At 55.6% G+C, this 25,586-nt stretch carries 20 protein-coding genes and 1 tRNA gene; 8 read left to right on the forward strand and 13 right to left on the reverse strand.

Going from position 1 to position 25,586, the window contains the following annotated elements; genetic code table 11:
- Positions 1 to 314: 314 nt before the first annotated feature.
- From SFX18_09405 to SFX18_09415, 3 genes are all read right to left on the reverse strand, one after another.
- Positions 315 to 388 (reverse strand) — tRNA-Arg (locus SFX18_09405).
- 113 nt (positions 389 to 501) lie between these two features.
- On the reverse strand, positions 502 to 2,322 hold the full coding sequence (locus SFX18_09410) for a CARDB domain-containing protein (GenBank protein ID MDX1963358.1): 1,821 nt from the start codon (positions 2,320 to 2,322) through the stop codon (positions 502 to 504).
- Between the two features lie 264 nt (positions 2,323 to 2,586).
- Positions 2,587 to 3,306: a hypothetical protein gene (locus tag SFX18_09415; GenBank protein MDX1963359.1), complete on the reverse strand. Its 720-nt coding sequence runs from the start codon at positions 3,304 to 3,306 to the stop codon at positions 2,587 to 2,589.
- A 557-nt stretch (positions 3,307 to 3,863) separates the two neighbouring features.
- On the opposite strand from SFX18_09415, the gene SFX18_09420 reads away from it, so the two are divergent.
- Positions 3,864 to 4,646 (forward strand): inositol monophosphatase family protein, encoded by a 783-nt coding sequence (locus SFX18_09420; GenBank protein ID MDX1963360.1) that lies wholly within the window; start codon positions 3,864 to 3,866, stop codon positions 4,644 to 4,646.
- 298 nt (positions 4,647 to 4,944) lie between these two features.
- Here SFX18_09420 and SFX18_09425 read toward each other — a convergent pair whose 3' ends face one another.
- The 4 genes from SFX18_09425 to SFX18_09440 form a co-directional block, all read right to left on the reverse strand.
- Positions 4,945 to 6,810, reverse strand: a complete 1,866-nt coding sequence (locus SFX18_09425; GenBank protein ID MDX1963361.1) for a serine hydrolase domain-containing protein — start codon at positions 6,808 to 6,810, stop codon at positions 4,945 to 4,947.
- 537 nt (positions 6,811 to 7,347) lie between these two features.
- On the reverse strand, positions 7,348 to 8,244 hold the full coding sequence (locus SFX18_09430) for a hypothetical protein (protein ID MDX1963362.1): 897 nt from the start codon (positions 8,242 to 8,244) through the stop codon (positions 7,348 to 7,350).
- Between the two features lie 112 nt (positions 8,245 to 8,356).
- Positions 8,357 to 8,767 (reverse strand): ankyrin repeat domain-containing protein, encoded by a 411-nt coding sequence (locus SFX18_09435; GenBank protein MDX1963363.1) that lies wholly within the window; start codon positions 8,765 to 8,767, stop codon positions 8,357 to 8,359.
- A 66-nt stretch (positions 8,768 to 8,833) separates the two neighbouring features.
- Positions 8,834 to 9,304, reverse strand: coding sequence for a hypothetical protein (locus SFX18_09440; protein ID MDX1963364.1), 471 nt, complete (start codon positions 9,302 to 9,304; stop codon positions 8,834 to 8,836).
- 884 nt (positions 9,305 to 10,188) lie between these two features.
- On the opposite strand from SFX18_09440, the gene SFX18_09445 reads away from it, so the two are divergent.
- A complete protein-coding gene (locus tag SFX18_09445; protein ID MDX1963365.1) occupies positions 10,189 to 11,124 on the forward strand; it encodes an HAD-IIA family hydrolase in 936 nt (311 codons plus the stop codon).
- Between the two features lie 223 nt (positions 11,125 to 11,347).
- On the opposite strand, the gene SFX18_09450 is transcribed toward SFX18_09445, so the two are convergent.
- On the reverse strand, positions 11,348 to 12,217 hold the full coding sequence (locus SFX18_09450) for a DUF488 domain-containing protein (GenBank protein MDX1963366.1): 870 nt from the start codon (positions 12,215 to 12,217) through the stop codon (positions 11,348 to 11,350).
- 183 nt (positions 12,218 to 12,400) lie between these two features.
- The gene (locus tag SFX18_09455) at positions 12,401 to 12,835 is read right to left on the reverse strand and encodes a DUF4430 domain-containing protein (protein ID MDX1963367.1); all 435 of its coding nucleotides are present in this window, start codon (positions 12,833 to 12,835) and stop codon (positions 12,401 to 12,403) included.
- 364 nt (positions 12,836 to 13,199) lie between these two features.
- Between SFX18_09455 and SFX18_09460 the strand changes: the two genes are divergently transcribed.
- Positions 13,200 to 15,467: a 3-hydroxyacyl-CoA dehydrogenase NAD-binding domain-containing protein gene (locus SFX18_09460; GenBank protein ID MDX1963368.1), complete on the forward strand. Its 2,268-nt coding sequence runs from the start codon at positions 13,200 to 13,202 to the stop codon at positions 15,465 to 15,467.
- A gap of 814 nt (positions 15,468 to 16,281) precedes the next feature.
- Here SFX18_09460 and rfbD read toward each other — a convergent pair.
- A complete protein-coding gene (gene rfbD, locus SFX18_09465) occupies positions 16,282 to 17,172 on the reverse strand; it encodes a dTDP-4-dehydrorhamnose reductase (protein MDX1963369.1) in 891 nt (296 codons plus the stop codon).
- A 127-nt stretch (positions 17,173 to 17,299) separates the two neighbouring features.
- Between rfbD and SFX18_09470 the strand changes: the two genes are divergently transcribed.
- The gene (locus tag SFX18_09470) at positions 17,300 to 18,001 is read left to right on the forward strand and encodes an FHA domain-containing protein (GenBank protein MDX1963370.1); all 702 of its coding nucleotides are present in this window, start codon (positions 17,300 to 17,302) and stop codon (positions 17,999 to 18,001) included.
- Between the two features lie 142 nt (positions 18,002 to 18,143).
- On the opposite strand, the gene SFX18_09475 is transcribed toward SFX18_09470, so the two are convergent.
- Positions 18,144 to 19,001: a gamma-glutamyl-gamma-aminobutyrate hydrolase family protein gene (locus tag SFX18_09475; protein ID MDX1963371.1), complete on the reverse strand. Its 858-nt coding sequence runs from the start codon at positions 18,999 to 19,001 to the stop codon at positions 18,144 to 18,146.
- 508 nt (positions 19,002 to 19,509) lie between these two features.
- Here SFX18_09475 and SFX18_09480 point away from each other — a divergent pair.
- Positions 19,510 to 20,571, forward strand: coding sequence for a 3-oxoacyl-ACP synthase III (locus tag SFX18_09480; GenBank protein ID MDX1963372.1), 1,062 nt, complete (start codon positions 19,510 to 19,512; stop codon positions 20,569 to 20,571).
- 82 nt (positions 20,572 to 20,653) lie between these two features.
- Positions 20,654 to 21,706 (forward strand): S1/P1 nuclease, encoded by a 1,053-nt coding sequence (locus SFX18_09485; GenBank protein MDX1963373.1) that lies wholly within the window; start codon positions 20,654 to 20,656, stop codon positions 21,704 to 21,706.
- A 505-nt stretch (positions 21,707 to 22,211) separates the two neighbouring features.
- Here SFX18_09485 and SFX18_09490 read toward each other — a convergent pair.
- Entirely contained in the window at positions 22,212 to 24,041 is a 1,830-nt protein-coding gene (locus SFX18_09490) for a C25 family cysteine peptidase (GenBank protein ID MDX1963374.1), read from the reverse strand.
- Positions 24,042 to 24,293: 252 nt separating this feature from the next.
- Between SFX18_09490 and SFX18_09495 the strand changes: the two genes are divergently transcribed.
- Positions 24,294 to 24,689, forward strand: a complete 396-nt coding sequence (locus SFX18_09495) for a 4Fe-4S binding protein (GenBank protein ID MDX1963375.1) — start codon at positions 24,294 to 24,296, stop codon at positions 24,687 to 24,689.
- Between the two features lie 125 nt (positions 24,690 to 24,814).
- Here SFX18_09495 and SFX18_09500 read toward each other — a convergent pair whose 3' ends face one another.
- Positions 24,815 to 24,943, reverse strand: a complete 129-nt coding sequence (locus SFX18_09500; GenBank protein MDX1963376.1) for a hypothetical protein — start codon at positions 24,941 to 24,943, stop codon at positions 24,815 to 24,817.
- A gap of 300 nt (positions 24,944 to 25,243) precedes the next feature.
- On the opposite strand from SFX18_09500, the gene SFX18_09505 reads away from it, so the two are divergent.
- A partial coding sequence (locus tag SFX18_09505) for a hypothetical protein (protein MDX1963377.1) occupies positions 25,244 to 25,586 on the forward strand: 343 nt, incomplete at its 3' end.

Consider the following 25,586-nt stretch of genomic DNA (forward strand, 5'->3'; position numbering starts at 1 on the left):
TTGATATGCGGCGTTTGATCCTTTGAGGACCACCGGTTATTTGTTGCTTTGTGGGCCAAAGGCCCAACCTATCCCAGCCTAGGGCAAGCGCAGCGTCGCCCTAGGTTCATAGGAAGGAATTTAGGGAAGGGCCAACGGCCCGATTCATATTCTTGCCACTCTTGGTTTACGGACTGAAGCCCGTATCAAGTTTCAATATTGAATAGCCTTGGCAAAAAAAGAATTACCGATTCGCGAATCAGAACCGGATTTCAGGGATCGATATGCTAGCGCGGAATTCGCTACTCTTTAAACTGCTAATAGAAAACTGCCACTACACCCGGCGGGGGTCGAACCCACAACCTTCGGCTTCGGAGGCCGACACTCTATCCAATTGAGCTACGGGTGCATCGATTTCCTGTCCAAACCGTAGTTTAGCATTTTTACCCGCCGGAGTGAACAACCACCAAGGGGGAATTTTCGCAACTCTCCCGTGGATTTATCCAGTTGATGTAGAGTCGGTTAGATTTCCCGTAAATAGTGCAATAACCCCTGATCCCGCGCACCACGTCTGCCAGCGGGCTCAAACACCTGACTTTCCCTGGCTAGGGACTCGGCCAGGTCACATTCCAAAAATCGGGCCAGACCGAGCCGACAGAGGTTTTCTGACTCGGAATTATTGGAGTTCTGCACGCTGGCTGACACACTCCCGCGCGTCCCGCTGGCAACCGCGCGGGTGCCAGCACTGACAGAGCCGTTGACGCTGGCCGCGGTGTAGGGATCCGCAGCGGCGTAGTTTACCGAATAGCCCAAATCCGCCAAGGCCCCCACCGTGATCCGGCTGATCGGCAAAAAACTCCCCGGTCCGGCATAACCGGTCATCACTTCATTCCCCAAGATCGAATCCCGCCAGTGAGAATCGCGGGTGCCAGAACCGCCGGTGTTTTCGACCGGGACGCCAGTTTCGTTTCGTCCAAAAATTTGATTGTACGCGGTCAAGGCATTCGTCCCGACATACCGGGGATTGGACGTCCCCGCCCCGGTCAACAACCCCCGCGACGACCACATTGTGCCCAGGCCCAAAATATGGGCGATCTCGTGTTCCACCACCGATTGCAGCGACCCATTCCGTTCCATCGACGCCAAATCCGCGGTATCAAACCGCATAATGCCGTGATATGGCAATCCGCCGCCGCTGCGAAAACGGTCTGGCCCGGCCTCCCCCAGCACCCCCCCAGCCCCGTCGATGCTGGTCGCGCTGGCGTCAATTAGCAGGTCATCCACCACACGTCCATTATAGGTGGCATTGGGCAGGTCGCCGGTGATCACATTTTGCCAGCGATTGGCGGCGTTGCGGAAAATTTGCTGCTGGCTCACGGTCTGGCCGGTCATGTTCAATTCGATGGTGTAACCAGAGACCGGCGTAATTGGGGTAAAGACGGAGATCGCCTCCAGGTCCTGAGCAAGGCCAATTTGGCCAAAATTGTTGGCCTCATTCGTTTCCGCCACGGTGTTGGCCCCGTCGGTCCGCATCACCAGATAAAAAAACGTCCCGCTAAAGCCGGTGGGAAGCGTACCGGGCAACTGCAACGTGGCGTTGATCGTGCTAGAGGTACCCCCCGCGGCCAGGGAGTTAACTGTCACGGTCGTGCCGCCGGTGGACAGATTTAGCAAAATGTCATCGCTCGATCCCAAATGGTCCCGCGACAAATACCACTGCACGCCAAACGGCCCGCTGGCCCCCGTGCCGCTATTTTTAATCGCGGCCGAGACATTCACCGTTTGGCCCCAATAGCCCAGGTCCCCCGCGTTAAAGACCGCGCCGCTCAGGTCGCGCGTCCCGGTTGGAATGGGTGTGCTGGAATTGGCCTGGATGCCCATGGTATAACTTGGGTTTGTGACCCCTCGATAACCATAGACCCGCACATAATAGGTTCCCGCCGCGCGATTGGCCAAAGAGAGCGTTTCGCTATTTCCCACACCGGTGGAAGAGGTCAATAACCGTCCGTTGGCGTCGTACAATGCGGCATCCAAATCCCCCTGGGCATGGCTAAAATTCAGCGTGACGCGGCTATTGCTGGTTCCCGTGGCGGTGGTGGAGAATTTGTACCAATCGTTGCTGTCCGCCATGACCAGGCCGGTAAGCGTGGTGGAACTTACGGTTCCGAGCGCCGTGGCCGCGCCGCGGGTGTCGTTCTCTTCGTATCGATCATCGGCCAGGGCCGCCACCAGGGGGGTGCCGGTCGGCAGGCCGTGCAAATACGCTCGGGGTTCGAGGTTTTCAAACCGGCAATGGCGGGTGTGCGCGCGCACCTTCCCCACTTTAGATAATAGCTGCCGCATGGGTCTGTTCCTTAGTATGAGCGAGCAATACAACGTGGCGGCGCCTTGCCTAAGAAACCCGCCATGAGGTGGAATTTGCCGGTGCTTCCCTCCATCATCCACGGCTTAACGAATCACCGCGACGACATTTGATCGGCAAGATCCAGAATGTCCACAACCTCCGTTAAGAAGATGAACAGGTCTTATTTTTTAGCTTGCCGAAGCCAATTGCAAGAGAATTTGGCGGATCTTTCTGGTTTATTCCCTACCAAGAAAATCCAACCGTCAGGCCGTCAAAACCAGCGCGGAATTCGCAAAATGGTCGCGCTGGGCTAAAATAAGTTGACGATCAACCCCCGCCGCAAACCACCCCGCCCACAATCGAGCGCGCAGGATGACCCCTTTTTCCAGATTATTGACAAAGAGCGGTTGACGCATGACAACCGTCCCTGCCAACCCCCCGGCGCTGGTCGCTAGCACTTCCGCCGGCGTGAGTTCTTTGTCCCTGGTCCAATAAGAATGGGCCTGAAAAAAATCCAAGGGGTGGGCCAACTGCACATAAGTCCCCGCCGCTTGTTCGCAAATAGTCATGCCATCCGTCTGGTAACATCCGAGCGTCGCGGGTAGCACCGTCTCCAGTGTAATCCGCGGGTCGCTATGCCACTGCGGCGTATTGACGGAGATGATCAACTCGCAAGCCGCCTGCAGTCCCGCGGGCAGTTCGCGCTGGAGCCGCCAGTTTAACTGCAGGCGATTAGGCCGCATGGGCGTGCTGGCATAATTCACGATCAAATCCGCTTCGCGCACATAAGCGTCAATCTCGGCCGGGGGGACATGATCCAGACTAGGACAATCTTGAATTTGGAAGAAACCCGCCCCCTCGAGCGCGGGATGCGTGACCCGCACGCCCCGGTCGGGCTGGCACAAATCCAGCGTCCCCCGCGAAAATGAAAATTGTGTGGTGGCCGTCGTGCCGGCCAGTTGCCAAGCCAAGGGATGATACATGGTGGATGCAAAGGACAAATGGAAAACTGTCGCGTCGAGTTGCGCATTAGCCTAAAGCAGCGCACGCCGTTCTCCTAGCCCCGCTGGCATGCTCATTCACAAAAGTCTCGCGGTTAAACTCTAAAGAATGAACCGCGCGCTTACAAAGAATCTTCCAATAGCTGAAAGGAGCGCTCGTGAGTCTATGACAGCTTTTACCAAATAAAAAACCCCATCGCTCACTTGCGTAAACGATGGGGCCGGAACAGAGAAGAGGCCGAATGTCTGTCGTACTGCTCCTGGGATGAAAAAATGATGCCTGCAACCTTCAAATAAATTGGCCCGCGTTCTCCCTGTATTTTATAGACCACACGGCCACTGTCCACACAATTTCCTAAAATTTTCCACTCTTTTTTCTCACACGCCTCCACCCGCAAACTTTAACATCCCACGGGGAGGGGTGATTTTTAATTTCTTATGAATCGCCGCTAAAACTGTGAACTCCGGGCGAAAATGCGGGACAAAGATGTTAAAATAACCACCATGGGCCGGATAATTCACATTTCCTAGGGATTTCCATGGTGGAATTTGTCGAAGTCGCACAGCGTGCCGCGCGGGCGGGAGGTCAGGTCTTGCTCGATTGGCAAGGACGCTTTCAGGTACGGGAGAAAGGCCCCTCGGACCTGGTCACCGAGGCGGACCTAGCCTCGCAAAATGCCATTCGCAGCGTGATTTTAGCCAGTTTTCCCAATCATGACGTGCTCGGAGAAGAAGACCAAGCACCCACGGAGCGGACCTCTCCCTATCGCTGGATTGTCGATCCCCTGGATGGCACGACTAACTACGTCCATCGTGTGCCGCACTATTGCGTATCCGTTGCATTGGAAAAAGAAGGTCAGGTTCAATCGGGTTGCATCTATGACCCGATCTCGCGGGAATGCTTTACCGCCAGCCGGGGTGGCGGAGCATATCTCAATGGCAAAACGATCCGCGCGAGTGGGACGACGGAACTGGCCCAGGCGCTTATTGCCGTGGGCTTTCCGGCCAAGGTGCAGCCCGGCAGCCGCGAGATCACCGACCTGGGCCAGATCTTGACCCATTGCCAGGCGGTGCGGCGCACTGGCTCGGCGGCGCTCAACCTGGCGTATGTGGCGTGTGGTCGATTTGACGCGTATTGGGCACGCGAGACCAAGGCCTGGGACGTGGCGGCGGGGCTGCTGCTGGTGCAAGAGGCGGGGGGCGTGATTACCGGCTTTGACGGCGGCCCGCCGCGCCTGGATAAGCCCCGGTACGTGGCGTGCGGCACCGCTGCCTTGCACGAAGAAGTGATGCGGATTGCCTATGATGCGGGGTTGGCGTAGGGTAGAAACGGTAATTTAGTGTTTATTTGTAATGCCAATGGTTAGCGGGTAACCTCGGTCATTCACCGGGTACAGGGTAGCCAAGGAACTTGTTCCTTGGCCGCGCAGCGGTAGGTAGCACGCGCAGCGGCAAAAAGCCTTTCTTTCAATCTTTACGCTCCACCAATTGGGCTTTCTTGTGATGCGCACACTTGAACAAGTTTCAGTGTCCCCGCAATACTCATGGGCCTCGTCGCAATCATTTCCGCCCGTCCTAGTGCCTAGTTCGGTTATCGCGGTGATCCCGACATTTAAACCATCACGCCCAAGTTCGCAGGCCGATGATGCCCCAGTAGCCGAGGTAGCACGCGACCACGACATTGGCAAGGGAAACCAACAATGCGTGACGACGGACCCACTTGTTCATATTCCAGCTCCGCGCCCGGACTGCCTGCGCCAAACCGGCCACCGCCGTTCCGGCAAATAGCCATGTCAGCACGCAGAAGCCCACCGACCAGACAGTGGGTGTGCCAAATCGTTCAATAGGTTCATTGGTGGCCCCCGCGATCAGCAAAGTGAACGCTGTCACCAGCAAAAGCACCGCGACCAACGGCAAAACCCGGACGCTCATGTGGCGGACGCCTTGCATCCAGCCGAGCAACTTGCGGGGGACCCAGACCAGGGCAAACAGGACCGCGCTGAGCATCATTACCGCGCAGAACCCGGCGACCCCCCACTGCCCCCACACCCACCATCCCGGTACGCGGCGGTAATTAGTACGGCCAGGCAGGCTGCTCACCCCGTACATTTCGCCGTCCGCCTCGACGAACGCGATTGAGGGCTCCGATTCCTCCTCGCCGCGGAACAGGCCTGCTCTCCCGGCGGGTAAAAGGGTCATTGGTTCGCCAACCAGTCCACTGACCTTGAACCCGTCGCTCCCGACGGCCGCATGTTGGACCCCCAGCAACCGGTCGATAAATCGTTCCAACTCCACCCGTGGCGTGTGTGGCTCATAGTAACCGGCGAACTGCCGCAAACTTTCGTCGGATGGTTGGGCGGGCGGGATCGCAGCCGTCCCCCAGTCCCGCGTCAGGTATCCCAGGATTAGCTTTTCTATCCGCTCCAAGGCAGAGCGGTTGCCGGAGTTCAGCATCAGGACGTATCCCACACCGCGATCCGGGGCATACGCGTAACGTGCCACATAACTATTCAAGGCACCGCCGTGCCCCTGGAAGCGGAAGCCTTTATAAAACGAAGCATAGTTGCCCAGCCCATACCCGGCCCGCCCGGTGGTTCCCAGTCCCGTGGCGGAGGTCTCGAGGCGGGCGACCGACTCTGGTTCCAGGAGCCGCGTCCCCTGGTAGGTGCCGCGGTTCAAGAGCATCTGCACAAGGTGGGCGAGCTCTCTCGGCGTCACGTTCAGCGCCCCGGACGATCGACCGAGGATGTGTTCATAGGGGGTCGCTGTCACGCCGTCCGAACCGTAACCGATGGCCAACCGCTGGCGAACCGTATCCGTCATGAGAAAAGTGGCGGTCGTCATTTGGAGGGGGGCGAACACTTCGTCTTCAATATAGCGGTCGAAGGGTTCCCCGCTTGCCCGCTCCACAGCGTATCCGGCCAAAGCATACCCGGCGTTGGAGTAAGAGAAAAAGCGGCCAGGCCGCCAACGCGAGGTCCGCGGACGCGGGTCAAAAGCCAAGGACTCGCGGTGATCGCTATTGGGCACGCTGGCGGCATACTCGCGAACCATGATATCGTTAAACCCCGAGGTATGTTCCAGCAGGTGGACCAACCGCAGCGGGTCGGTGCTCTCCCACGGGTTGGCGAACTCGACATCCCCTACGAGATCGCGGAGCCGGTCGTCCAGCCGCACTTTGCCCTGCTCCCGCAGCTTTAACAGGGCAATCGCCACGAAACTCTTGGAGATCGAGCCGGCGCGGAACATGGTCTCGGGCGTGACCTCCCGCTCTGTGGCGATGTCGGCCGATCCAACCCCCGCTTCCCAAAGCACCTCATCCTTGGAAACCAGCACGACACCCGCGCCGGGGGTTTTGGTCTCTTGCAGGACGGCCCCGATGGCTCGCTGTAATTCCTCGGTTGATTGCGGGACTGGCGGCTCATCCCGCTTTGACGCTTCGTTGCAGCCGACGAGGAGCAGAAACAGCGCGCACAGACCTGGCATTATGACACTTGTGGCGAGCTGGCTTCGCATTTTTGAATCCTCGCATGGGACCAGGGAGACAGGTCGCCGAACGGACGCGATCATGAGACACGACTCGTGCTGTGACCAATATAAAAATTGATTTGGTCTGATCAGCCGCAGAACGCTAGCGTGGCACTGCCATTATTATCATTATATTCTAACGTTGCCCCGTTCTTGCTGGTAGATATTTCCTGGCACCCCCAGGAACAACCAAATAACTTGGCCAGTTTGCGAAGCAGTCGTGTGCCACTGGTAGAACACCAGTGCCGAGACGGGAGCGTGATAAATTGTAACGGATTGATCTTCGAAAAAGTCTGGACAAATAATTCTTAAGCTATGGGAAATCACAAACCCATTGGGCAATCACTGGCAAAATGCCAGTGGCACACTAAGTATCTCATAAGGAATCTATGCGGTGCCGGGAAATAGAACCGGCAAGAGCCGGGCCAAAGGCTAGATAAAAATAGGAACTTCGTCTGTGTCACCATAGGGTGAATCGCTACCCGGCTGCATTTCTTAACTCGTCGTCTGTGTTGTGCTCGAGTCAGTATCGAACGATACTTGTCCAGAGAGTAAGACATCGTCTTGAGTCGGAACGGCAACAATTTCCATTATTGCCCGATTATCGCCAATCATAAAATCCGATACAACACAAATGCCACGTCTATGCTTCACCGGATACTCTTCTTCGTACGCATAGAAAATATTTTTGGCCTTAGAGATCTTTCTTCGGTATTCCACGCACAACATCAACCGACGAAGAACGTTGCCTCGCCAACTAAACCCCTCTTCCAGATCACAAGTCAATGCATGGAATTGACTATTCTCCCAATCGACTTTAAAATGTCGAATAAAATCCATAAGTGACAAAGACGGACCCGAGGGATGATCAAAGACTTTGTCTTCCGGGGAAATTGACATTGAAGAGACTTCGTTTTTATCAGTCTGGTAAAATACAGCCGCAAATCCCCATTTGTTCTCTACAGCACCTAACACGCCCATGAATTCCGTTAATGGATTTTCAATTCTTCCATCTTCCACCTGATAGATGCGTGCAAGCCTTACTGATCGCGGGTGTAGTTCTTTCACGTGCTTGAAGACAGGTTGAGTAAACCCGGCCTCGGATAATGCGATGAGTTCTTTCGCTTTAAGCGTCTGCATCTTGTAGATCCAGTTTCCGAAATCCTCGATTCCAACCTTAACTGCACGTTTCTGAATTTCAACAAATGCACGGACAGATCTCTTTCCTTTTTCAATAATTCCGACATCCAATTGACGGAGCACGCCGACAGCGTCGCGCTGCTTGGTGTTTCTATGAACATTCTCAAATGGATGAAACGCTCGCTCGAAGACAAATCCCAATTGCTCCTGGTCTTTCCACCATTGTGCGTTCTTGCTTCGCTTGATGCCCACGTTATCACATTTGGCTAAAGTACATGTCGACTATGACCATAGTAGCTCGTTAGCGGATAGAATCCATTGGCAATGTAATACGCTCAATAAGCCGTTTGGGCGTATTGTGTAGTTATGCAGAGTTGTTGCGTTGGTGATCACGAGCGCGTTGTTCACGAACAGCCAAATCGTATGGGGATTCAACCTCGCCTTCAAAGTCAGTCGCCCCGTATTCAATCAGGGTCTCAACAATCGGATGGAATCTATCCCAGTCCATAAGGAACCGAGCCTGCATTGCAAGGTCGAGAGGTTTTTCTGTGTACGTAGATGCTGCTGGCTCGCTGGCGACGAAATTCGGGTTGGCACCGCGCTCAAGCATCATTCGCACAAGCTTTTTGTGACCGTTTAGAATTGCAGCATACAACGGTGTTGCACCTTCGTCGAATGGAATGTTTAGATCGAGTCCGGTTTCAATGAGGCGTTCCGCCTCGTAGACATTACCCCCATTGATGGCATCGAGTAATTTCTTATATTCGGTTGCCATTGGGGGTATCCGCATAACTGTAGCAAGTAACGGCTCGAAACCTTGGACTTTCCATCAGGACCGATATTATCGCGAGTCCGCCGCATTGGGTTGTTCGGCTGGACGTGGAGGAGATGTGTTTAACATATACCAGTATTTGTCAACTTTCTCAAACACAATTGTGTCTGACGGGGCATCTTTCACACCGTGCACAAACCACGCCATCTTACCATCCTTGTCCAGTTCCGGTTTAATGCCTTCGATCTTTTGCAAAATCTCTAGTAAGAAGGTTGCGTGTGTCTTCTCAAACTGTTCGGCGAACTGCTTTATCGTGAAATTCTTCTGATTCTTAACGTGTTCAAGCTGTTTCGGAGAAATAAATGTCGTAAGGAATTCCTCGTACTCCATTTTTTTCAGGAGGCGGATCGCTTCGGGAACGGCAGTCGCGAGTTCTTCACGCGGGTCAGGCTTGTCTTCTGCGAGTACCGACTTACTCAACCCAAGCAACAGAGCAAGAAATATGCCTAGCAAGCTCTTCTCAAGTATAATCTTTCCCATTGTATGAGGCCTTTTGTCCGAACATTGTATCATCCACGCTTTTCACTGGGATATTCGTAATATCCTGGACAGCTATAGAGCAGTTTTCATGTATAGTATCCCTTGAAAAAATCCTTGTCAAGAAACGCATCAACCTTGCAGGAATGCACTTAGATCCTGTCAGGCATCTTCGCCAATGCGTCAGATCCAGTAATATGCTTTCTAGCTAAACAAATCGCGGCTAGCATTTTGTGAATGCACCCAGCAGTGTTAGGCTATTGGTCCGGCTGACGCAACCGCGTTGCGGTAGGAGTTTTGGCTTGCCATATTCCCAGGGTAGCCGCTGCGCGGCAACCCAGGGCTTAGTTTCTTAACCGCGTTGCGGTAGATTCCCTTACCTCAATCCTCACCCAAAGGGAAAGGGAGTACCGCAACGCGCCCCGTTCATTGACAATAAAGCGAAACATAGCCCACGGGGTGCAACGCTGCGTACAAACCTGGGTGAGAGATCCGGCTACTTCAGGAACTTGTTCTGGGCTGTGCAGCGGTGAGATGCATTTCTGCAAATTCTTCCACTAACCCATAGGCTTCATGTACTGCGCTTACTGGAACTAATTCCACGCCACCTACAAATAGCCATTCTATTTGATTCTCACCTCCTCCCCCCTGCCCAAGAATTAAGCGGTTTTGCCCTCTTTTGAAACTCCCCAAATCACACAAAGTCCGCAGATTTACCGTTACGGTAATACTCTAGCTAGTTTATGGAATATAAGAATGGAGGACCTTCTTTGGCACTAAAGTTGCACATCTACACATGTGTTGCAGATCGCGGGTCGGCAGCCGGGGATAAAGCTCCTGGTGGCGGGCCTGATTTGGGCGGGGGGAAAGTGTTTTTGGAGTTTCCCATGCCCCATGGTTATTTGATTGATATGGATGGTGTGTTGTACCGCGGCACCGAGGTGATTGCCGGTGCGGTCGAGTTTTTGGACGAATTGCGCGCGCGGGGGATTCCCTTTCGTTTGTTGACCAACAATTCGCAGCGCGCGCGGCGCGATGTGGTGGCCAAGCTGGCGCGCATGGGAATCGACGTGGACGACGACAACGTCTTTACCAGCGCGATGGCCACGGCCCGCTTTCTGGCGCAACAAAAGCCCAACGGCACGGCGTATGTCATTGGCGAAGGGGGGCTGCTGACGGCCCTGCACAGCAACGGCTATGCGATTGTCGATCACGATCCCGATTATGTCGTGGTGGGTGAGGGGCGGACCTTTAACCTGGAAATGGTCGAGGCGGCGGTCCGCATGATCCTGGGGGGCGCCAAGCTAATCGCCACCAATCTTGATCCGAATTGCCCGACGCAAAACGGGCTCCGTCCCGGCTGCGGCGCGATGGTGGCGATGCTGGAGCTGGCGACCGGGCTAAAAGCCTTTAGCGTCGGCAAACCTAGCCCGGTGATGATGCGCGCCGCCCGCAAAGAAATGGGCCTGGCCACCGACGAAGTGACGATGATCGGCGACACGATGGAGACCGATATCATCGGCGGGGTGCAATTGGGCTATCATACGGTGCTGGTGCTGAGTGGCGGGACCAGCCAGCAGGATTTGCCGCGCTACGCCTATCGGCCCTCGTTGATCGTCGAGTCGCTGGCCGAGTACCGCGTCCTATTGGAACAGTCCGGCTGGCACGGATACGCACGACCGCCGCGTCCCCGTCCCGCGGTGATGCCTGTGACCGATGCACCGACGCTTGCCCAAGCCGAGAAAACCCCCCTCCCGCGCAAACGTGGCCGACTGGTCAAAGGGAACGTCGCGACTGGCGAAGCGTTGGGGAACAGTTCTTAACCGCTGGGGCTGGCGTCGTTAGTGGTTGGCCCAGGTTTTTTGCTGGATAGGATGGGAACTGGATAACACCGATTGGCGCAGCCTATCGGTGTCGCGCAGCGAGCTATAGGAATTGTGAGCGGTAATGACTTTTTCTAAAGACTTATTCTACAATCCAGTTACTCTTGCGGCTACACCGCCCAGGTTGACGAGCAAGCTATGCCACCCGCGAACGTCCCCTCCATCAAGTTACTCCCTTTAGATGTGTAATGGGGAGCTTTGTCGTTCGGGAAACGGACGCCGCCAGGCGGGAGCGGTGGCAGCATTTTGGTTCCGACTCCATGCACACCAGCACGCTCGGCGTACCGGTCATCAGTCGCCCCACTTGTTCAATCGCGTGTCGCTCGCTTTGTAATACGGTCCGCTCATACTTGTCAAACAGCGTGTTGTACGCTTCTTGATTAACAAGGCCCTGGCGGTCTTCGCCGCGAATTCCCAGTTCGGGCAGGTGGATATATTCGATATCAAGCCGCTCGGTCAGTCGCCGCAGGGTGGATTTGTGAAATCCGTACCTTCTTGCGATGGGATTATGGCGAACGTCGATGAGTTGTCGGATTCCCGAGACAATCAACAGATTCAGAAATCCGTCAATGCTTAGCCCTTCATAACCAGCGGTAAAGACCGCGGGTTTTGCTTCTGGTCGGGTGGCGTGCTTGCGGCGTTTACTGTTGACGGTGAATGCCGGGTATCGCTCATAAACATAATCGACCAGGGAGGCCGCGTCTGTATTTCCAAATCGGGCAAGCAATCGCTGGGCGTCACGTTCGATGTCCCTTCCTGGCGTTCCAACGGACTTTGCCACGGGGAAGTTGAGGGACCAATGGTTGTCGCCATCGTCCCGCAGGTAGCTTTGCGATACCAGCTTTTCCGCTTCCTGGTACAGGGCAAAGGAAAAAGGCCCGTAGAGATAGGGGACAAAATCGTAAAAGGCCGATCCTCCCGACGTTTCGCCTTCAAATCGTAATAGAAAGCACCACTTGGTCAATTCGGTGCGAGAGACGGGGCGGTCAGCGAGTTTCAGCAGTAGTATTAAAAGTTTTTGTCGATTCAACATCGCTTTTTTCGCCGATAATTTTTCCGCATGCTCCGACTTACCCCACACCGGCCAATATTGTAGGCATGGCAATTAATGCCGCCAACACGAGTTGCAAAGGTGCCGGATTTTTGCTAGCGGGCCACCCTGCGGACTCATGCCGTGCATACGGGAACAAGCTCCAGTGTTACCCCCTTTCCCCCCTCACTCATAAACCTCAAAGCGCCATTCTAGTCGGTCGCCGGGTTGCAGGGTTTGCACGCCTGCGCCGCGGGTCGCTTGCTTGTCATTGATGTAGTAAATCCAGTTTTTCCCTGCTTCCCCGGCCCCTTGGTTGGCGATGCCGCCGATCTCGCTCACAAACGCGCTTTCTCCCGCGCCGGTAATCACGGATGTCAGGTCCTGGGCCGCCGCCTGCCGCAGGGCATCGACCACGGTCAGGCCTGCTTGCCAATCGATCATCAGCGACTTTGGCGCGCTGGAATCGCCATAGTCGATCGTCAGCGTCAACTGGGGGGCCTGATGCGGCTGTCCCGCCGGAGTTGCGTTGTTCTTTCCTACTGGCGCGCTTGGACAGCCAGCGTGAGCGAGCGCTAAGTATATCGCTACGACTAAAATCCAGTATTTATGTAGAGTCATGAGTTTGATCCGAGCGTAATCTTTACACTTATCATCCTAGCGCGGATTTTGCCCGCAACACAACGGGAACCGACGCTTACCACTATTTGTCGAGCTGAATAAATCGGGCCGTTGGCCCTTCCATTTGTCACTTCCAATAGACCTAGGGGGACGCTGCACTTGCCACAATTCCAATCAGCACGGCTGGGATAGGTCGGGCCTGTGGCCCGCAAATAAAGGGGCAACATAAAATCTTCGCACAGTGAGCAGCTTTGATAGGTTAGTCGTACAGGGTGTCAACCGACAATTACGCCGAATAATTTCCATTCCACTAATTGGCGCAAATCCGTTCCATCTGCGACATCTGCGTTCTATTGGCTGATTTGTGTCTACTTGGTCACTTGCCCTGTCGGCCAATACCCGGCATGATACAGGGTATCTTGCCACCACCGCCGATTTTATCATGCCACCACCCACGTTGACACTCAGTTTTTTGCCGGGGGACCTGGCGCAGATCGCCATTGCCGACCCGCACCGCGGCGCAAACATCCTTAGCTCGAGCGTCTTGGCCGAACTGGTCGACATTTTGGACAAGCTGCGCGAGCGCTCGGACCTGGCCGGTTTGATTCTCATTTCTAGTAAGCCCGGCAGCTTTTTTGCCGGGGCGGACCTGCGGGAACTCGCGGCCAAATTTGACACGCCCACGGAGCGGATTTTTGACTATTGCCAGCGCGGTCGAAGGCTCTTTGCCCAGTTGGGGGAGCTTCCGTTTCCCACGCTGGCGGCGATTTCCGGCCTGGCCCTGGGCGGAGGGGCCGAACTGGCCCTGTGGTGCGATTATCGCATCCTGGCGGACAACCCCCAAACGGCAATCGGCTTTCCGGAGGTAAAAATCGGCCTGATCCCCGGCTGGGGAGGAACTTTTACCGCGGCGCGTCTGGCGGGTCTTGGCCCCGCGGTCGAAATGATCTGCGGCGGCGAACCGCTTCCCGCGGCCAAAGCGCACAAGTTGGGGCTGGCCGACGCCTGTGTCCCCAGCGGCGAACTAGCAACCGCGGCGAGGGAATTTTTACTCTTGCAGCACGGGGGACCGGCACAGTTGGCCAAGTTACGCCAGCAAAAATTTGCCCCGCTGGCGTATGATCCCGTCGAATTGACATTTTTGCGGCATACCGCGCAGGCGCACATTCAAAGCCAGACCCAGGGGCATTATCCTGCTCCGCTGGATGCGCTAGATGTCATTTGCCAATCGGTCGGTTTGACGCGGGAAGTGGCCTGCGATCTGGCCGGGAGGCGGATGGCGGAGTTGGTTGGCACGCCGGTCAATCGCGCGCTGGTGCAACTCTTTTTTAGCACGGAACAAAACAAAAAAGACCCCGGCATTTCCCGCGAACGGGCCGCGGAGCTGACTCCCACGCCCCTGGAACATGTCGGCGTGATCGGGGCGGGAATCATGGGCCTGGGGATTGTCGCGGCAAATCTAAAAAATCGCGTGCCCACCGTCTTATTTGATGCCCAAGCGCAGGTCTTGTCCGCGGGCGCGCGGCAAGCGCTGGAGGAAGCGGCCTGGAATAAGGAACTGCGCCGGACTAGCCTGGAGCGGCTGGCGGAACTGCAGCCCCTGTTGCAGACAGCAACCGCCGATGGCGAATTTGCCCAGTGCCAGTTGGTCATCGAGGCGATCATCGAAAATCTGGAAGTCAAAAAGCAGGTGCTGGGCCGGATCGAACAGTCTGTCGCGGGAAATGCCATCCTGGCCAGTAACACGTCGACGATCCGGATTGGCCAGATCGCCGCCGGCCTTACCCGGCCAGAGAGATTTTGCGGCTTGCACTTTTTTAATCCCGTGCGCAAGATGCGACTGGTCGAGGTCATCTGCGGCCCCGCGACCAGCGATGCCACTATTTTGGCCGCCACGGCTTACGCCAAACGCCTGGGCAAAATTCCCATCGTGGTGCGCGATGGGCCGGGCTTTTTGGTCAATCGGCTGCTTTCGCCGTACCTTAACGAAGCGCTCGCGTTGTTGCACGAGGGAATTTCCCACACCGCCATCGACGAGGCCAGTGTCGCCTTTGGCATGCCCCTGGGACCATTTGCCCTGTACGATCTGGTGGGGATTGATACCTCGATGTACGCGGGCCGGACTATGTACGAGGCCTATCGCGAACGATACTTCTTGTCGCCAGCCCTGGTTACCTTGTACAAGCAAGGCCGTTTGGGCGTGAAATCTGGCGCGGGATTTTACCAATATGGCAACGGTAAAGAGCGGGAACGGCCGCAATTTGACCCGCGTTTAGCGGAACTTTTGGGGATAACGCCCGCCGATAACACGATTAGCATCGAAGAACTGCAATGGCGGCTGTTTTTGCCGATGGTCCTGGAAGCGACCCGCGCGCTGGAGGAAAAGATCGTGGCACACGTCGGCGATGTCGATTTGGGGATGATCTTTGGGCTGGGATTTCCGGCGTTTCGGGGGGGACTGTTGGCCTGGGCAGACAGCGTGGGCCTGCCGCAAATTCTAGAAAAAGTGCAAAGCTATGCCGCGCTAGGGGTGCGCTGGCAACCGACGCCGTTACTGGTCGAGATGGCAGCGGGGGGGAAGAAGTTTTACGGTGCGGAAAGTACCGAAAGTGGAAAGGAAAGAAAGTACTAACCGTGGGCTAGTGGCAAATGGCTGATCCTACCGTGTTTGGTTAAGTAAATTAGCGTAATAACCGTGGGCTAGCGCCTGGCGGCTGATTTTATCTTACTACTAACCGTAAAATTCTTCACAGTGGGTAAAGATTTTCGTTGGTGATTCATTGCGGGCCAAAGGCCCGATCTATCCCAGCCTAGCAGCCCGTTGAAACAGCCTCAGTTCACATAATTTATCGTGGTTTTGGCGAACCAAAAAAACCACTGACCGCGCCAGTCGTTTGAGTTACGATAGGCAACAAAGTAAAGTTCATGCGATTTGAAATGGCAACCTGATCCAAGTTAAACTGAAAGGCAATTGAACCACTAATCCGCACTGATCATCACTAATCCAGACAGGATTTCCCAGCTAGTAGAGTCTATAGATTGATTATGGTGGCAAAAAAACATTCTGGATTAGTGTCGATTAGCGAAGATTAGTGTTCACAAATTTTTCTTCAAAAACCTTTTTTAGCTTTCACTAGCGACCTGTTGACTGGTAATTGCTGATCCAAAATATTGTGGTTTTGACGAACAAACAGCAACCAGTCTCAGAGCATGCGGTTTGTATTTTAACAGACTGTTAAGGTAAGCGCAGTGTCGCCCTAGGATGTAGGTTAAACAAACTGGAAGGGCCAACGGCCCGATTCATCCGCTACGGCCAACAAAATAGGCTAAAAGTCCTTTGGGTTGCGGGCTGAAGAGCGGCAATAACCCTGGGCTAGCGCCCAGCGGCTGATTTGACTAACTCAAATCTTTAACTGTGACAAAGCACTAGCGCCCAATGCCTGATTTTATCGCGTTTGCCAGTATTGTTCTAAAGCCGCATCCCAGGTAGGCAACGGTGGCCCACCATACTTTGTCACCAACTGTTGATAGAGACCAGTATCCAGCACGCTATACGCCGGTCGCGGCGCGGGCGCGCCGTACTCGGCGGTGCTAATTGGCTCTACTGTGGTCTCTAGGCCGCTCAACTGGACAATGCGCAGGGCTACCTCATGCCAGGTGGTGGCTCCTTGGTTCACAATGTGTAATAGATTAGGCCAGTCCCCCGCCGCGCGCAGCGCTTGCTCATTCAGTACCAAAAACCAAATCGCCGCCGCAATATCCTCCACCCAACTCGGGGTGCAGTGCTGATCTGCCACCACCCGTAAATTTGGCCGCTGCGCGGCAACCCGTAGGATGGTTTCGACAAAGTTGGCATGCCCCGGCTGACGCAATTTGCCATAGAGGCCGCAGGTGCGGATGACTAGGTGGCGGGGTGCGGCCCGCGCCGCCTGTTCGCCCGCTAATTTTGACCGAGCATAGACCCCTTGGGGGGTCGGGAGGTCAGTTTCGATAAAGGGGACATTTCGGTCCACAGTCCCATTAAAGACGTAATCCGAACTTAATTGCACCAAAAGCCAGTCTTGGCGCTGGCATATTTCGGCTAATTTTTCCACTCCAGCGGCATTGACGGCCTGACAGTCCGCCGTTGCCGTTTCCGCCTTGTCCACCTGGGTGTAGGCGGCGCAATTGATCACCCCGGCAAGTGGCCCGACCGAGAGCAGTCCCCCCGTTAAATCCGCGATATTCGCGGTTAAATCCGCTTGTTGACGGGTGAGCGGCACGGCGTGCCCGGGCTGTTGAGCGGCTAGGGCCTGGCCTAGCTGGCCACCCCCCCCCACAATGGCATATCGCGTCATAGGTTGTATTTTTGACTGAAAAAGTGCGGGGAACGTAAAATTTACCCGAAAACAGAATTGCGATCTCCTTTCGGCCCAAGCATAATAGCATTTCTAGGGCCGCTAGGGGTACCCGGCAATCACGATCATGGCAAACATCACGCTGCGCATCCTGGACGGCACGGATCGTGGTCGAGTTTACGAAAACTTGGCCACGCCCATCACGCTCGGTCGCGAGGAAGGAAACTCCATTCAATTGAATGACGAGCGGGTAAGCCGCTTTCATCTCAAAATTCAAAGCGACCGTGACAAAGTGGTGCTGACGGACCTGCAAAGCACCAATGGCACCAAAGTCAACGGCGAAGACGTCCAAGTGCGGATTTTACGCCACGGAGACCTGATCTCCATCGGTAGGTCGGTGGTGTTGTTTGGTTCGCCGCAAGAAATCAACGACCGGATCGCGGAACTACAGCGGCAGCACGGGGCCGAGTCCCTTTCCGACAGCAAAGCGCAAGGGGCCAAGGTCGAATCAGGCACGGGAAGCCAAATCTCCGCCAACCCGCAGGACTTTGACTTTGAGCTGAATTGGAGTTCCAGTTACGACTATCAGCATTTGCTGCATCAATTGCAACTGCCGGACCTGCCCCAGGAACTTAGTCCCGCGCAGACCGCGCAACTTTCGGAATTGCTCGAGTACATGCACATTCGCCTGCGGCAAGTTCTGGCCGCCGCCAAGATTAAAGGCCCGATGGAGCTAGTGCTATTAGAGTATCAACCCTGGCAGCAACTACTGGATCTGCAGGGGAAACTGGCCGAATATCTGAAAACGATCGGCGATCCGCGGGAATAGTTAATTCGCGTTCCCCGGCGATGCTGTTCCACCCTTTGCTTGGCTGATCCCCGACAGAGGGGATCTCCCCTGGTTTCTCCCGCCGCAAATAACGCCCGCCGCCATGCGGGCGTATATTTGCAAAGCGTGGGGAATGTCTTTACTAGGCGACCAGCTTCAATTCCGGCGCGATGCCGGTGATGCCATAGACAAACTCTTCGAAAATCCGCACATCCAGGGCCGACGCGCTGTCCGCCTCGGGATGGAACTGCGTGCCCACCGCCAGCCAGTCGGGCTGGATGCTTTCGATGGCTTCCACCACGCCATCCGGGCAGCGGGCCGAAACCACGAAACCGGGGGCGATCTCGTCACAGGCCATGTGATGCATGCTGTTCACGCGAATTTCGCTGTCTCCGTACACCCGTTCGAGCATGGTGCCCGGCACGACGGTCAGGGAATGACGATGCCCCGCGTCCAACGGATCCTTATGCGGAATCGCCTTGGGGCAGTCCTCGGGCAGGTGCAAAAATAAATTTCCCCCTTGCGACAGGTTCAGCAGTTGCATCCCCACGCCAATCGCCAGGATCGGCAGCCGCCGCAATGAAACCAGTTGCATCAGCAAACGGTCAAAATCTTCGCGGCGTTCCTCGAGCAGTCGAATGGAGGGATGCAGCATGTAACCATCGCGTCGGGGATCCAGATCGGCCCCCCCCACAAACACAATCCCATCCAACAAGTCCAAAATTCGCTCCAGATCGTCCTGATTTGTTTGGGGAGGAATAATCAGCGGAATTCCCCCCGCCTTGAGAATCGCGTCATAATAACCCGCGCTTAGAAAGCTAAATGCCGGAGAGTCCTTTTTGGCATTCCGGTAGTCCGCATTAATTCCAATAATCGGTTTTCCGCGCATCATGCACCGTCGCTTTCTGGACTCAATCCATGAGTCCGTAAAAATGAATTCGGCGTCCACGGCCGCTGGTGGCCGGGTATCGCCCGCCATGCCGCTGGGCGAACGAACCATGTTCGCCCCCGTCTGTCTCCACCACAGAATCCGCCAGTCAGCCCACCAAAAGCCCCCCGGCGAATCGTTTTGTAATACGTGCGAAAAGGAAGAAAAAAGAAAAGGAAAAACTAACCGCAAACTTGTCAGGTTGCAAAAAACCTGACAACAGGCCCGTTGTCAGTCAGGCTTTTGCCGAACACCGATCCGTGGCAAACCGCAAAAGCTGGGGTTGTTGTACCTTGAACTATTGAAATCGCAAGTAAAATCTATATTTTGCGTTAAAATTATTTTGCTTGCACAGAATCCTGTGCTAGCGACGGGATTTACCACAGCGCTAAGTGATCCGCGGGATGACCACAAGGGTCCTCAAATTAGGCTACCGTGTTCCCTGGGAAACTTTGCCGCGTCCGTGTAAATTATTATCCAGCAATGACTTATACTCCCCGCGTAGCATCATCCAGATGTCCTTGCCAAAGGTGGAACGACCCGGGGCAAAAAATCTATCCTTTTTAAGAGAATTGTGGGCATGAGCCGCCATTTTCAATTTTCCCGCGTGCGCCTGGCCGCAGCGCATTATTCCCTTCCCGCCGAGGTCCTCGGCAGTGGGCAATTAGAGACCGCGCTGGCCCCGCTCTATGAACGGTTGCGTTTGCCTCCGGGCCGATTGGAACTGATGACAGGCATTCGCGAACGACGGCTCTGGCCGCGCGAACTGCTTCCCGGAAAGCAAAGCGCGCGCACGGCGGCGGCTTTGCTACAACAGACCGATGTCGACCCCGCCCGCATTGGCGCGCTCGTGCATGGATCCGTTTGCCGGGATTATTTAGAACCCTCCACCGCTTGCGGAGTGCACGCCGCGCTCGGTTTATCCGCCGATTGCCTGATCTACGATGTCTCTAACGCCTGCTTGGGCCTGCTCAATGGCATGTTGCAAGTGGCGACCTTGATCGAGTTGGGACAAATCGACGTGGGCCTGGTCGTGGGGACGGAAAGCAGCCGCGCGCTGGTAGAGACGACCATTCGCGCGCTCAATGAAGACCTCTCGCTGACGCGCGAATCGGTCAAAAGCGCGATCGCGTCCCTGACGATTGGTTCCGGCAGCGCGGCTGTATTATTGACCCGTTCGGAATTATCCCCCGCCGCGCCGCGGTTGACGTCAATGCTGGCCCTGGCCAAGACCGAACACCATCAACTGTGCCACAGCGACCGTGACGAGGCAATCGGCAGCGGCATGGCCCCGCTCATGCGGACTGATTCGGAATTACTGATGCGCGCGGGTATCGCCGCCGGACAACAGGCCTTTGATTTGTGGCTGGACCGATTAGGCTGGCAAGTCGCGGATATTCAAAAAACTGTTTGCCATCAGGTCGGGCTAACGCATCGCAAACTGCTCTTGGAAACGCTGGGACTTTCTCCAGAGCGAGACTTTTACACCGTGGATTGGTTGGGAAACACCGGCTCGACCGCGCTCCCCATCACTTACGCCATCGCGCGCGAGCGGGGGTTTGTCTTGCCCACGGATCGAGTCGCGCTGCTGGGGATCGGTTCGGGGATCAATGTGCTGCTGGCCGGTTTGGAACCCGCCTAGGGACAGTCAATGCTACACGATGCCCTTAGTCGCCTCATCATTGGATTTATTTAACTCCCCACCTGTCACATTGGATATTTTTATGCCACAAATTCCGTCGTGCAACCTCGCCTATCCCCGGAAAATTTTAATGGGGGTGCTGTTTTGTCTGATCGCAAGCGGGATTTTTTGCCAACCCGTTTTTGCGTGGACGGACGCCGGACACAAAATCATCGCCTCGTTGGCGTATCGTCAATTGTCCCCCGCCCAACGTTCAAAGCTGGTTGAGATTTTGCGTTCCCATCCGCGGTATGCCGAGGACTTTGCCGCGCAAATTCCCGTGGAGTTGGCGGATGCCCCGGACGAGGAATTGGCCGAATGGCATCTGCAACAAGCCGCTATCTGGCCGGATATCGCGCGGGACCTGCCGGAGCAAATCCGCCCCCGATTCAACAAGCCATTTTGGCATTGGGTGAATCATCCCCTCTTTTTGACCAGCGCGGACCGGCAAAAATTGGAGCCAACCTTGCAAATTAATCTGCAAACAGCCCCGCCTTCCGTGGATGCCGCGGCCGCGACGCTCGACCAAATGAACATCATCCAGGCACTTGCCTGGTCGCGACGAACGCTGGCGGATAACAACGCCCCCGCGGCCGACCGAGCCACGGCGATCACTTGGCTGTTTCACCTGACCGGCGATAGCCATCAACCGCTGCACTCCACCGCGATCTTTACTCCCCGTTTGTTTCCCGCCGGAGATCGCGGCGGCAACCTGATCTCCACCGGACAACGCACCAATTTGCACTTTGTCTGGGATGCGCTCAAAGGAGAACGCCTGACCCTGCGCGAAGCCCGCAATAAAGCCCTGGGCATGATCAGCACGCCCGCCCAACAAGCGGTGGGCCTGGTGGCGGCGGCGCAGTTGGATCATGAAATCTGGCTGAAAGAAAGCCATATTTTGGCCAAAACCGCCGTCTATGACTCCGTGGTGCTGGGGCATATCCGCGCGTTTGAGGCAAATCCCGCCGCTGAAAAACTAGAACCATTGGTCCTGCCAACGGAATACCTGCAAACGGCGGGACAGATTGCCGAATTGCGGCTCATCCAGGCCGGTTACCGCCTGGGTGCGGTCGTGGCCGAGTGCCTCGGTGAGTAGGTTTTGTGAAAATGTCCTCATCACACTCCGTGTGATGATACCGCTAACACCGTTAGACATTTATTCGCAACACTATCCTCTAAAAAAGCAAATAAATCGGGCCTTTGGCCCTGCAAATCTGCATATCCATGTTCTTAGGGCGACGCTGCGCTTGCCCTAGGCTGGGATAGTTCGGGCCGTTGGCCCGCAAAGAATTAAATGCCGTTGGCCCGCAGAGAAAGTTCCTACGCTTAAGATTATTTAGCAATACTACCCACAAAAAAGCACACCCCAAATGCCTATCACGGAGTGAGAGGAGCACATTCACTCATCCGCTTTACATTGTCGTCATCACACTCCGTGTGATGATACCGCAAACACCGTGCGACATTTATTCGCAATACTACCCACAAAAAAGCACACCCAGAATGCCTCTCACGGAGTGAGAGGAGCACATTGCACATTAATCATGTTCAACAGGACCGAAAAAGAAGCATCCCCTGCATGAATCTGCCATGACGGCCATTTATTTTTCCACCTTTAACTCCAAACAGCCCAAGGCGCATTCTTTCGCCCCTTCGATCCACACCCGGACCAGCAATTCTCCCGTGTATTGGGCTGGCAGCGGAATGGAGATTTCTTGCCTGCCCGCCGGTTGCTCGCTTTCGCTATGCCACAGCCGCGCTTCCAGGCATTCCTCGTAAATTGGTTGATATTCGGCCAAGGCCGCGGGAGAGGAATCATACTTTGTCCGGTGGGTAAGGGAGCGCGCGGTTTGACCCGGCGGCAGGCAGACATCCCAGCGGCATTTTCCCGCGCATGGCAAGGTGGCCGCCACCGTGATCGTACTTCCCCGCGCGGCCCGCGCAGGCCCAGCCAGGGAAATCGTTCCCGGCCGCGGGAGTTGCAGCAGCGGATCGCCAAAGAGCGTGATCAAATGCGCGTGTTCCAGTAATTCGGCGGAGGCATCATGCCCCTCGGGTGTAAGGACCGCGGCTGTGGCATCCAGCGCCCGCCGCACGGGCAGCCGTTCCGCCCGCTCCGGAGGACGCAAGCTGCGCAGCTTGGCCTGTTGGACTACCTGCCCCAGGCGAATATCGCCGGTCCCCCCATCGGTCTCGCGCAAGCCCGCGTGCAATCCCTCCAGCCCGAACACGCTCATGCCATAGGGCATGGCGACACGGGTGTTGGCGATCACCGCCACCGGACCCGCCGGTTGCCGCAATATTTCCTCCGCCAGGGCGTCTTGCGCCTTGTCAAAGGCTCCCGTTGAACAAGCCAAAAAAATCGCAATTGGGGGCGTGCCCCGGGCGCGCATTTCCCTACAATCCTCGAACCGCAAAATAGGATATGCCCCGCGATCAGGTGTGTACAAATAATCCAAACCACGCGGCTGCCCATGCCCCACATAAATCCAAAACAGGCACCCCTCATTAAAGCGGTCACACGCCGCCCGCGTGAATTGACGGGGAGATGGACAGTACGGGCTGCTCCAACTCGCTTGGGTAAGGGTGGTGCTGTAACCCCGTGGTAGGCCCGTTAATAATATTTGCCGCGCGCCGCTTTCGATCACATTATCTGTCACCGCGCCAAAGCCCCCCACCCCCGCGACCAGGTTAACCCGCCCGCGCCACCACCCATAATCGCGCGATTGCTCATAGTCGATCGTCCGCCGGGCCAGCAGCGCCAGCTCCGTCCCGTTATCCACCGGCCAGCGGCCGCACGCCACATCCGGCACGTCATCCCCATCCAAATCCGCATAAGGCAAATCGCTGGCAATCAACTCCTCTCCCCCCCAACCGGGGATCACCTGGGCCCGCACATAATGCGTCGGCGTGCCCGGCCGGACCGGGGCTGATTCCACATAACGAGGAGTGGCGGGGGCCAGGGTCGTCGCGTATGTTCGCCGGGGAGCGGCGGTCCCTCTGGCCCCCTCCCTGCGGGGTATGGCGTCAAAAAAATTGGGCCGGGGAACATCCGCCTGGGGGACGGGGACATCCCCGATCAGCAGCACCGCCGTCAAAGGGCTGGCCTGATGCCGTAGGATCAGCTCGGCCCGCGTTTGGGCCGCCGTGGCGGCTGGTTCCACCCAGATCAGTTGATATCCCTGTGCCGCGCGATAAGCGGCCCATTTGTCCAGCGCGGTCCGCCATTCCGGTGGGCAAACGACCGCGACCAGGTGTGTCGTGTTGGACGCGGCGGCTCCTGGCGCAATGCCGATTTCTGGTGATTTTTCCGCGGATCGCGGCCCCTCTCCCGGCGCAGGAACATCTTGGGCGTGCAAACGGCCAAAAGTGGCCATCGCAAACCCCGTCCAGGCGCAGATGGCCGCTAAATGTTTGTGAAAAATCAGCATAAACTGCCTGCCGGTATAAAAACGGGCTAAAAAATCAGGATTTAACCACCTTTTTAAAGATTATCCATTGCAAACGGACGGGGCAATTGCATTGGGTTACGATCTTTAACCCAGCTAGGCACAAACTGGATTCTGCGTGTAATTTATAAATTGCCTTAAGCCAAATTTCGGCTACAATTGCAGATGAAATTGCCGATAATGCTCTTGTCCCCCTGTTTGTGAAAGATTTCACATACTTTTTGGATACATCCCATGGCCAAAGCTGGACCCCGTAAAAAGCTGCCCAAGGAACTGGCCGTCATTAACGCCGACAACTGCACCGGCTGCGAATCCTGCCTCGAGGTTTGCCCGGTCGATTGCATTGTCAAAATCCAACAATACGACCAGTTTGAAAACCTGCAAAGCTGGTGCGAGATCGACCTCGAGCGCTGCGTCGGCTGCGAGGTTTGCGTCCATATTCCGCAGAAAAAGACCAATCCGTATGAGCTAAAGGTTTGCCCGTGGGACGCCATCGAAATGGTCCCCACCGAGCAGGTGGCAAATTATGTGGCCCAGATTGGGGGTCCGCCGGAATATATTCAAAAGAACTGGGACCGCCTGGTCGGCACGGCGCATCACCTGGCGGAGCTGAAGGTGTTGAATGGGTAAAGTAGCAGGCACGGTCCCCGTGCCGCATTCGTAGCAGGCACGGTCCCCGTGCCGTTCGGCCATAATGATGTTTTAATTCAGTTTTATGGCATTGGTGAGAATCTCGCTAACGTACGCTGCCAGGCTCATTGCTTATCGACATCGGGACGATGTCGGCGACGTTGGGCACGGTCCCCGTGCCGTTCGGCCATAATGACGCTGTAACGCTCTAACGTTTCGCCATGAAAATACCCTGCAAAAATGCTTTTCGACATCGGGACGATGTCGGCAACGTAGCAGGCACGGTCCCCGTGCCGTTCGGCAAATAACGCTCTAACTTTTTGCTGCGTGAAAACCCTGCAAAATTGCTTATCGACATCGGGACGATGTCGGCGACGTAGAGCACGGTCCCCGTGCCGTATTAGCAAAAATTTTGTTTAATCGCAGTAATGCAAATTATTCTATAGACGCTGCCAGGCTTATTGCTTTTCGACATCGGGACGATGTCGGCGACGTGGCGACTTAATCGGTAACTGATTCTCTGCAAAAATACAAAAATTCATTTTCCCCCAACAATGCCTTCTTTGGATTCTCAGCAATATATTGCTTTAAATATTGAAACTGTTCGGGGCTACGCACAAGATGATCAAAGCTTTCCGGTTGCCAAAATCGTCCACTTCGACCCAATGCCTGATTTATTTGGCGAGCGGAATACGACTTCCATGAATCGCACTGGTCTTCCAAATTGCTTTTCCCTAATAAACAAACTAAAAGATGAGGCGGACATCAAACTCAAACGCAACGCGGGTTTAGGAGCTAGCGTAAAAAACTTCGTGGGCGGTTTGGAAGCCCAGGCATTCGCGGGGTCTGTGGTTGATAAGATCTTGGACCCGGCGGACCTCTTGCGGAGTGACGTTT

It is taken from the genome of Pirellulales bacterium (genome assembly GCA_033762255.1).
Classification (GTDB): Bacteria; Planctomycetota; Planctomycetia; order Pirellulales; family JALHPA01; genus JANRLT01.

Excerpts from the sequence above, each read along its gene's own strand:
- SFX18_09410 (MDX1963358.1), bottom strand. The coding sequence starts at position 2,322 with ATGCGGCAGCTATTATCTAAAGTGGGGAAGGTGCGCGCGCACACCCGC.
- rfbD (MDX1963369.1), bottom strand. The coding sequence starts at position 17,172 with ATGACGCGATATGCCATTGTGGGGGGGGGTGGCCAGCTAGGCCAGGCC.
- SFX18_09485 (MDX1963373.1), top strand. The coding sequence starts at position 20,654 with ATGCCACAAATTCCGTCGTGCAACCTCGCCTATCCCCGGAAAATTTTA.
- SFX18_09455 (MDX1963367.1), bottom strand. The coding sequence starts at position 12,835 with ATGACTCTACATAAATACTGGATTTTAGTCGTAGCGATATACTTAGCG.
- SFX18_09470 (MDX1963370.1), top strand. The coding sequence starts at position 17,300 with ATGGCAAACATCACGCTGCGCATCCTGGACGGCACGGATCGTGGTCGA.
- SFX18_09440 (MDX1963364.1), bottom strand. The coding sequence starts at position 9,304 with ATGGGAAAGATTATACTTGAGAAGAGCTTGCTAGGCATATTTCTTGCT.
- SFX18_09500 (MDX1963376.1), bottom strand. The coding sequence starts at position 24,943 with ATGTCGAAAAGCATTTTTGCAGGGTATTTTCATGGCGAAACGTTAGAG.
- SFX18_09450 (MDX1963366.1), bottom strand. The coding sequence starts at position 12,217 with ATGTTGAATCGACAAAAACTTTTAATACTACTGCTGAAACTCGCTGAC.
- SFX18_09480 (MDX1963372.1), top strand. The coding sequence starts at position 19,510 with ATGAGCCGCCATTTTCAATTTTCCCGCGTGCGCCTGGCCGCAGCGCAT.
- SFX18_09415 (MDX1963359.1), bottom strand. The coding sequence starts at position 3,306 with ATGTATCATCCCTTGGCTTGGCAACTGGCCGGCACGACGGCCACCACA.
- SFX18_09420 (MDX1963360.1), top strand. The coding sequence starts at position 3,864 with ATGGTGGAATTTGTCGAAGTCGCACAGCGTGCCGCGCGGGCGGGAGGT.
- SFX18_09435 (MDX1963363.1), bottom strand. The coding sequence starts at position 8,767 with ATGGCAACCGAATATAAGAAATTACTCGATGCCATCAATGGGGGTAAT.
- SFX18_09425 (MDX1963361.1), bottom strand. The coding sequence starts at position 6,810 with ATGCCAGGTCTGTGCGCGCTGTTTCTGCTCCTCGTCGGCTGCAACGAA.
- SFX18_09475 (MDX1963371.1), bottom strand. The coding sequence starts at position 19,001 with ATGGTTCGTTCGCCCAGCGGCATGGCGGGCGATACCCGGCCACCAGCG.
- SFX18_09495 (MDX1963375.1), top strand. The coding sequence starts at position 24,294 with ATGGCCAAAGCTGGACCCCGTAAAAAGCTGCCCAAGGAACTGGCCGTC.
- SFX18_09490 (MDX1963374.1), bottom strand. The coding sequence starts at position 24,041 with ATGCTGATTTTTCACAAACATTTAGCGGCCATCTGCGCCTGGACGGGG.
- SFX18_09445 (MDX1963365.1), top strand. The coding sequence starts at position 10,189 with ATGCCCCATGGTTATTTGATTGATATGGATGGTGTGTTGTACCGCGGC.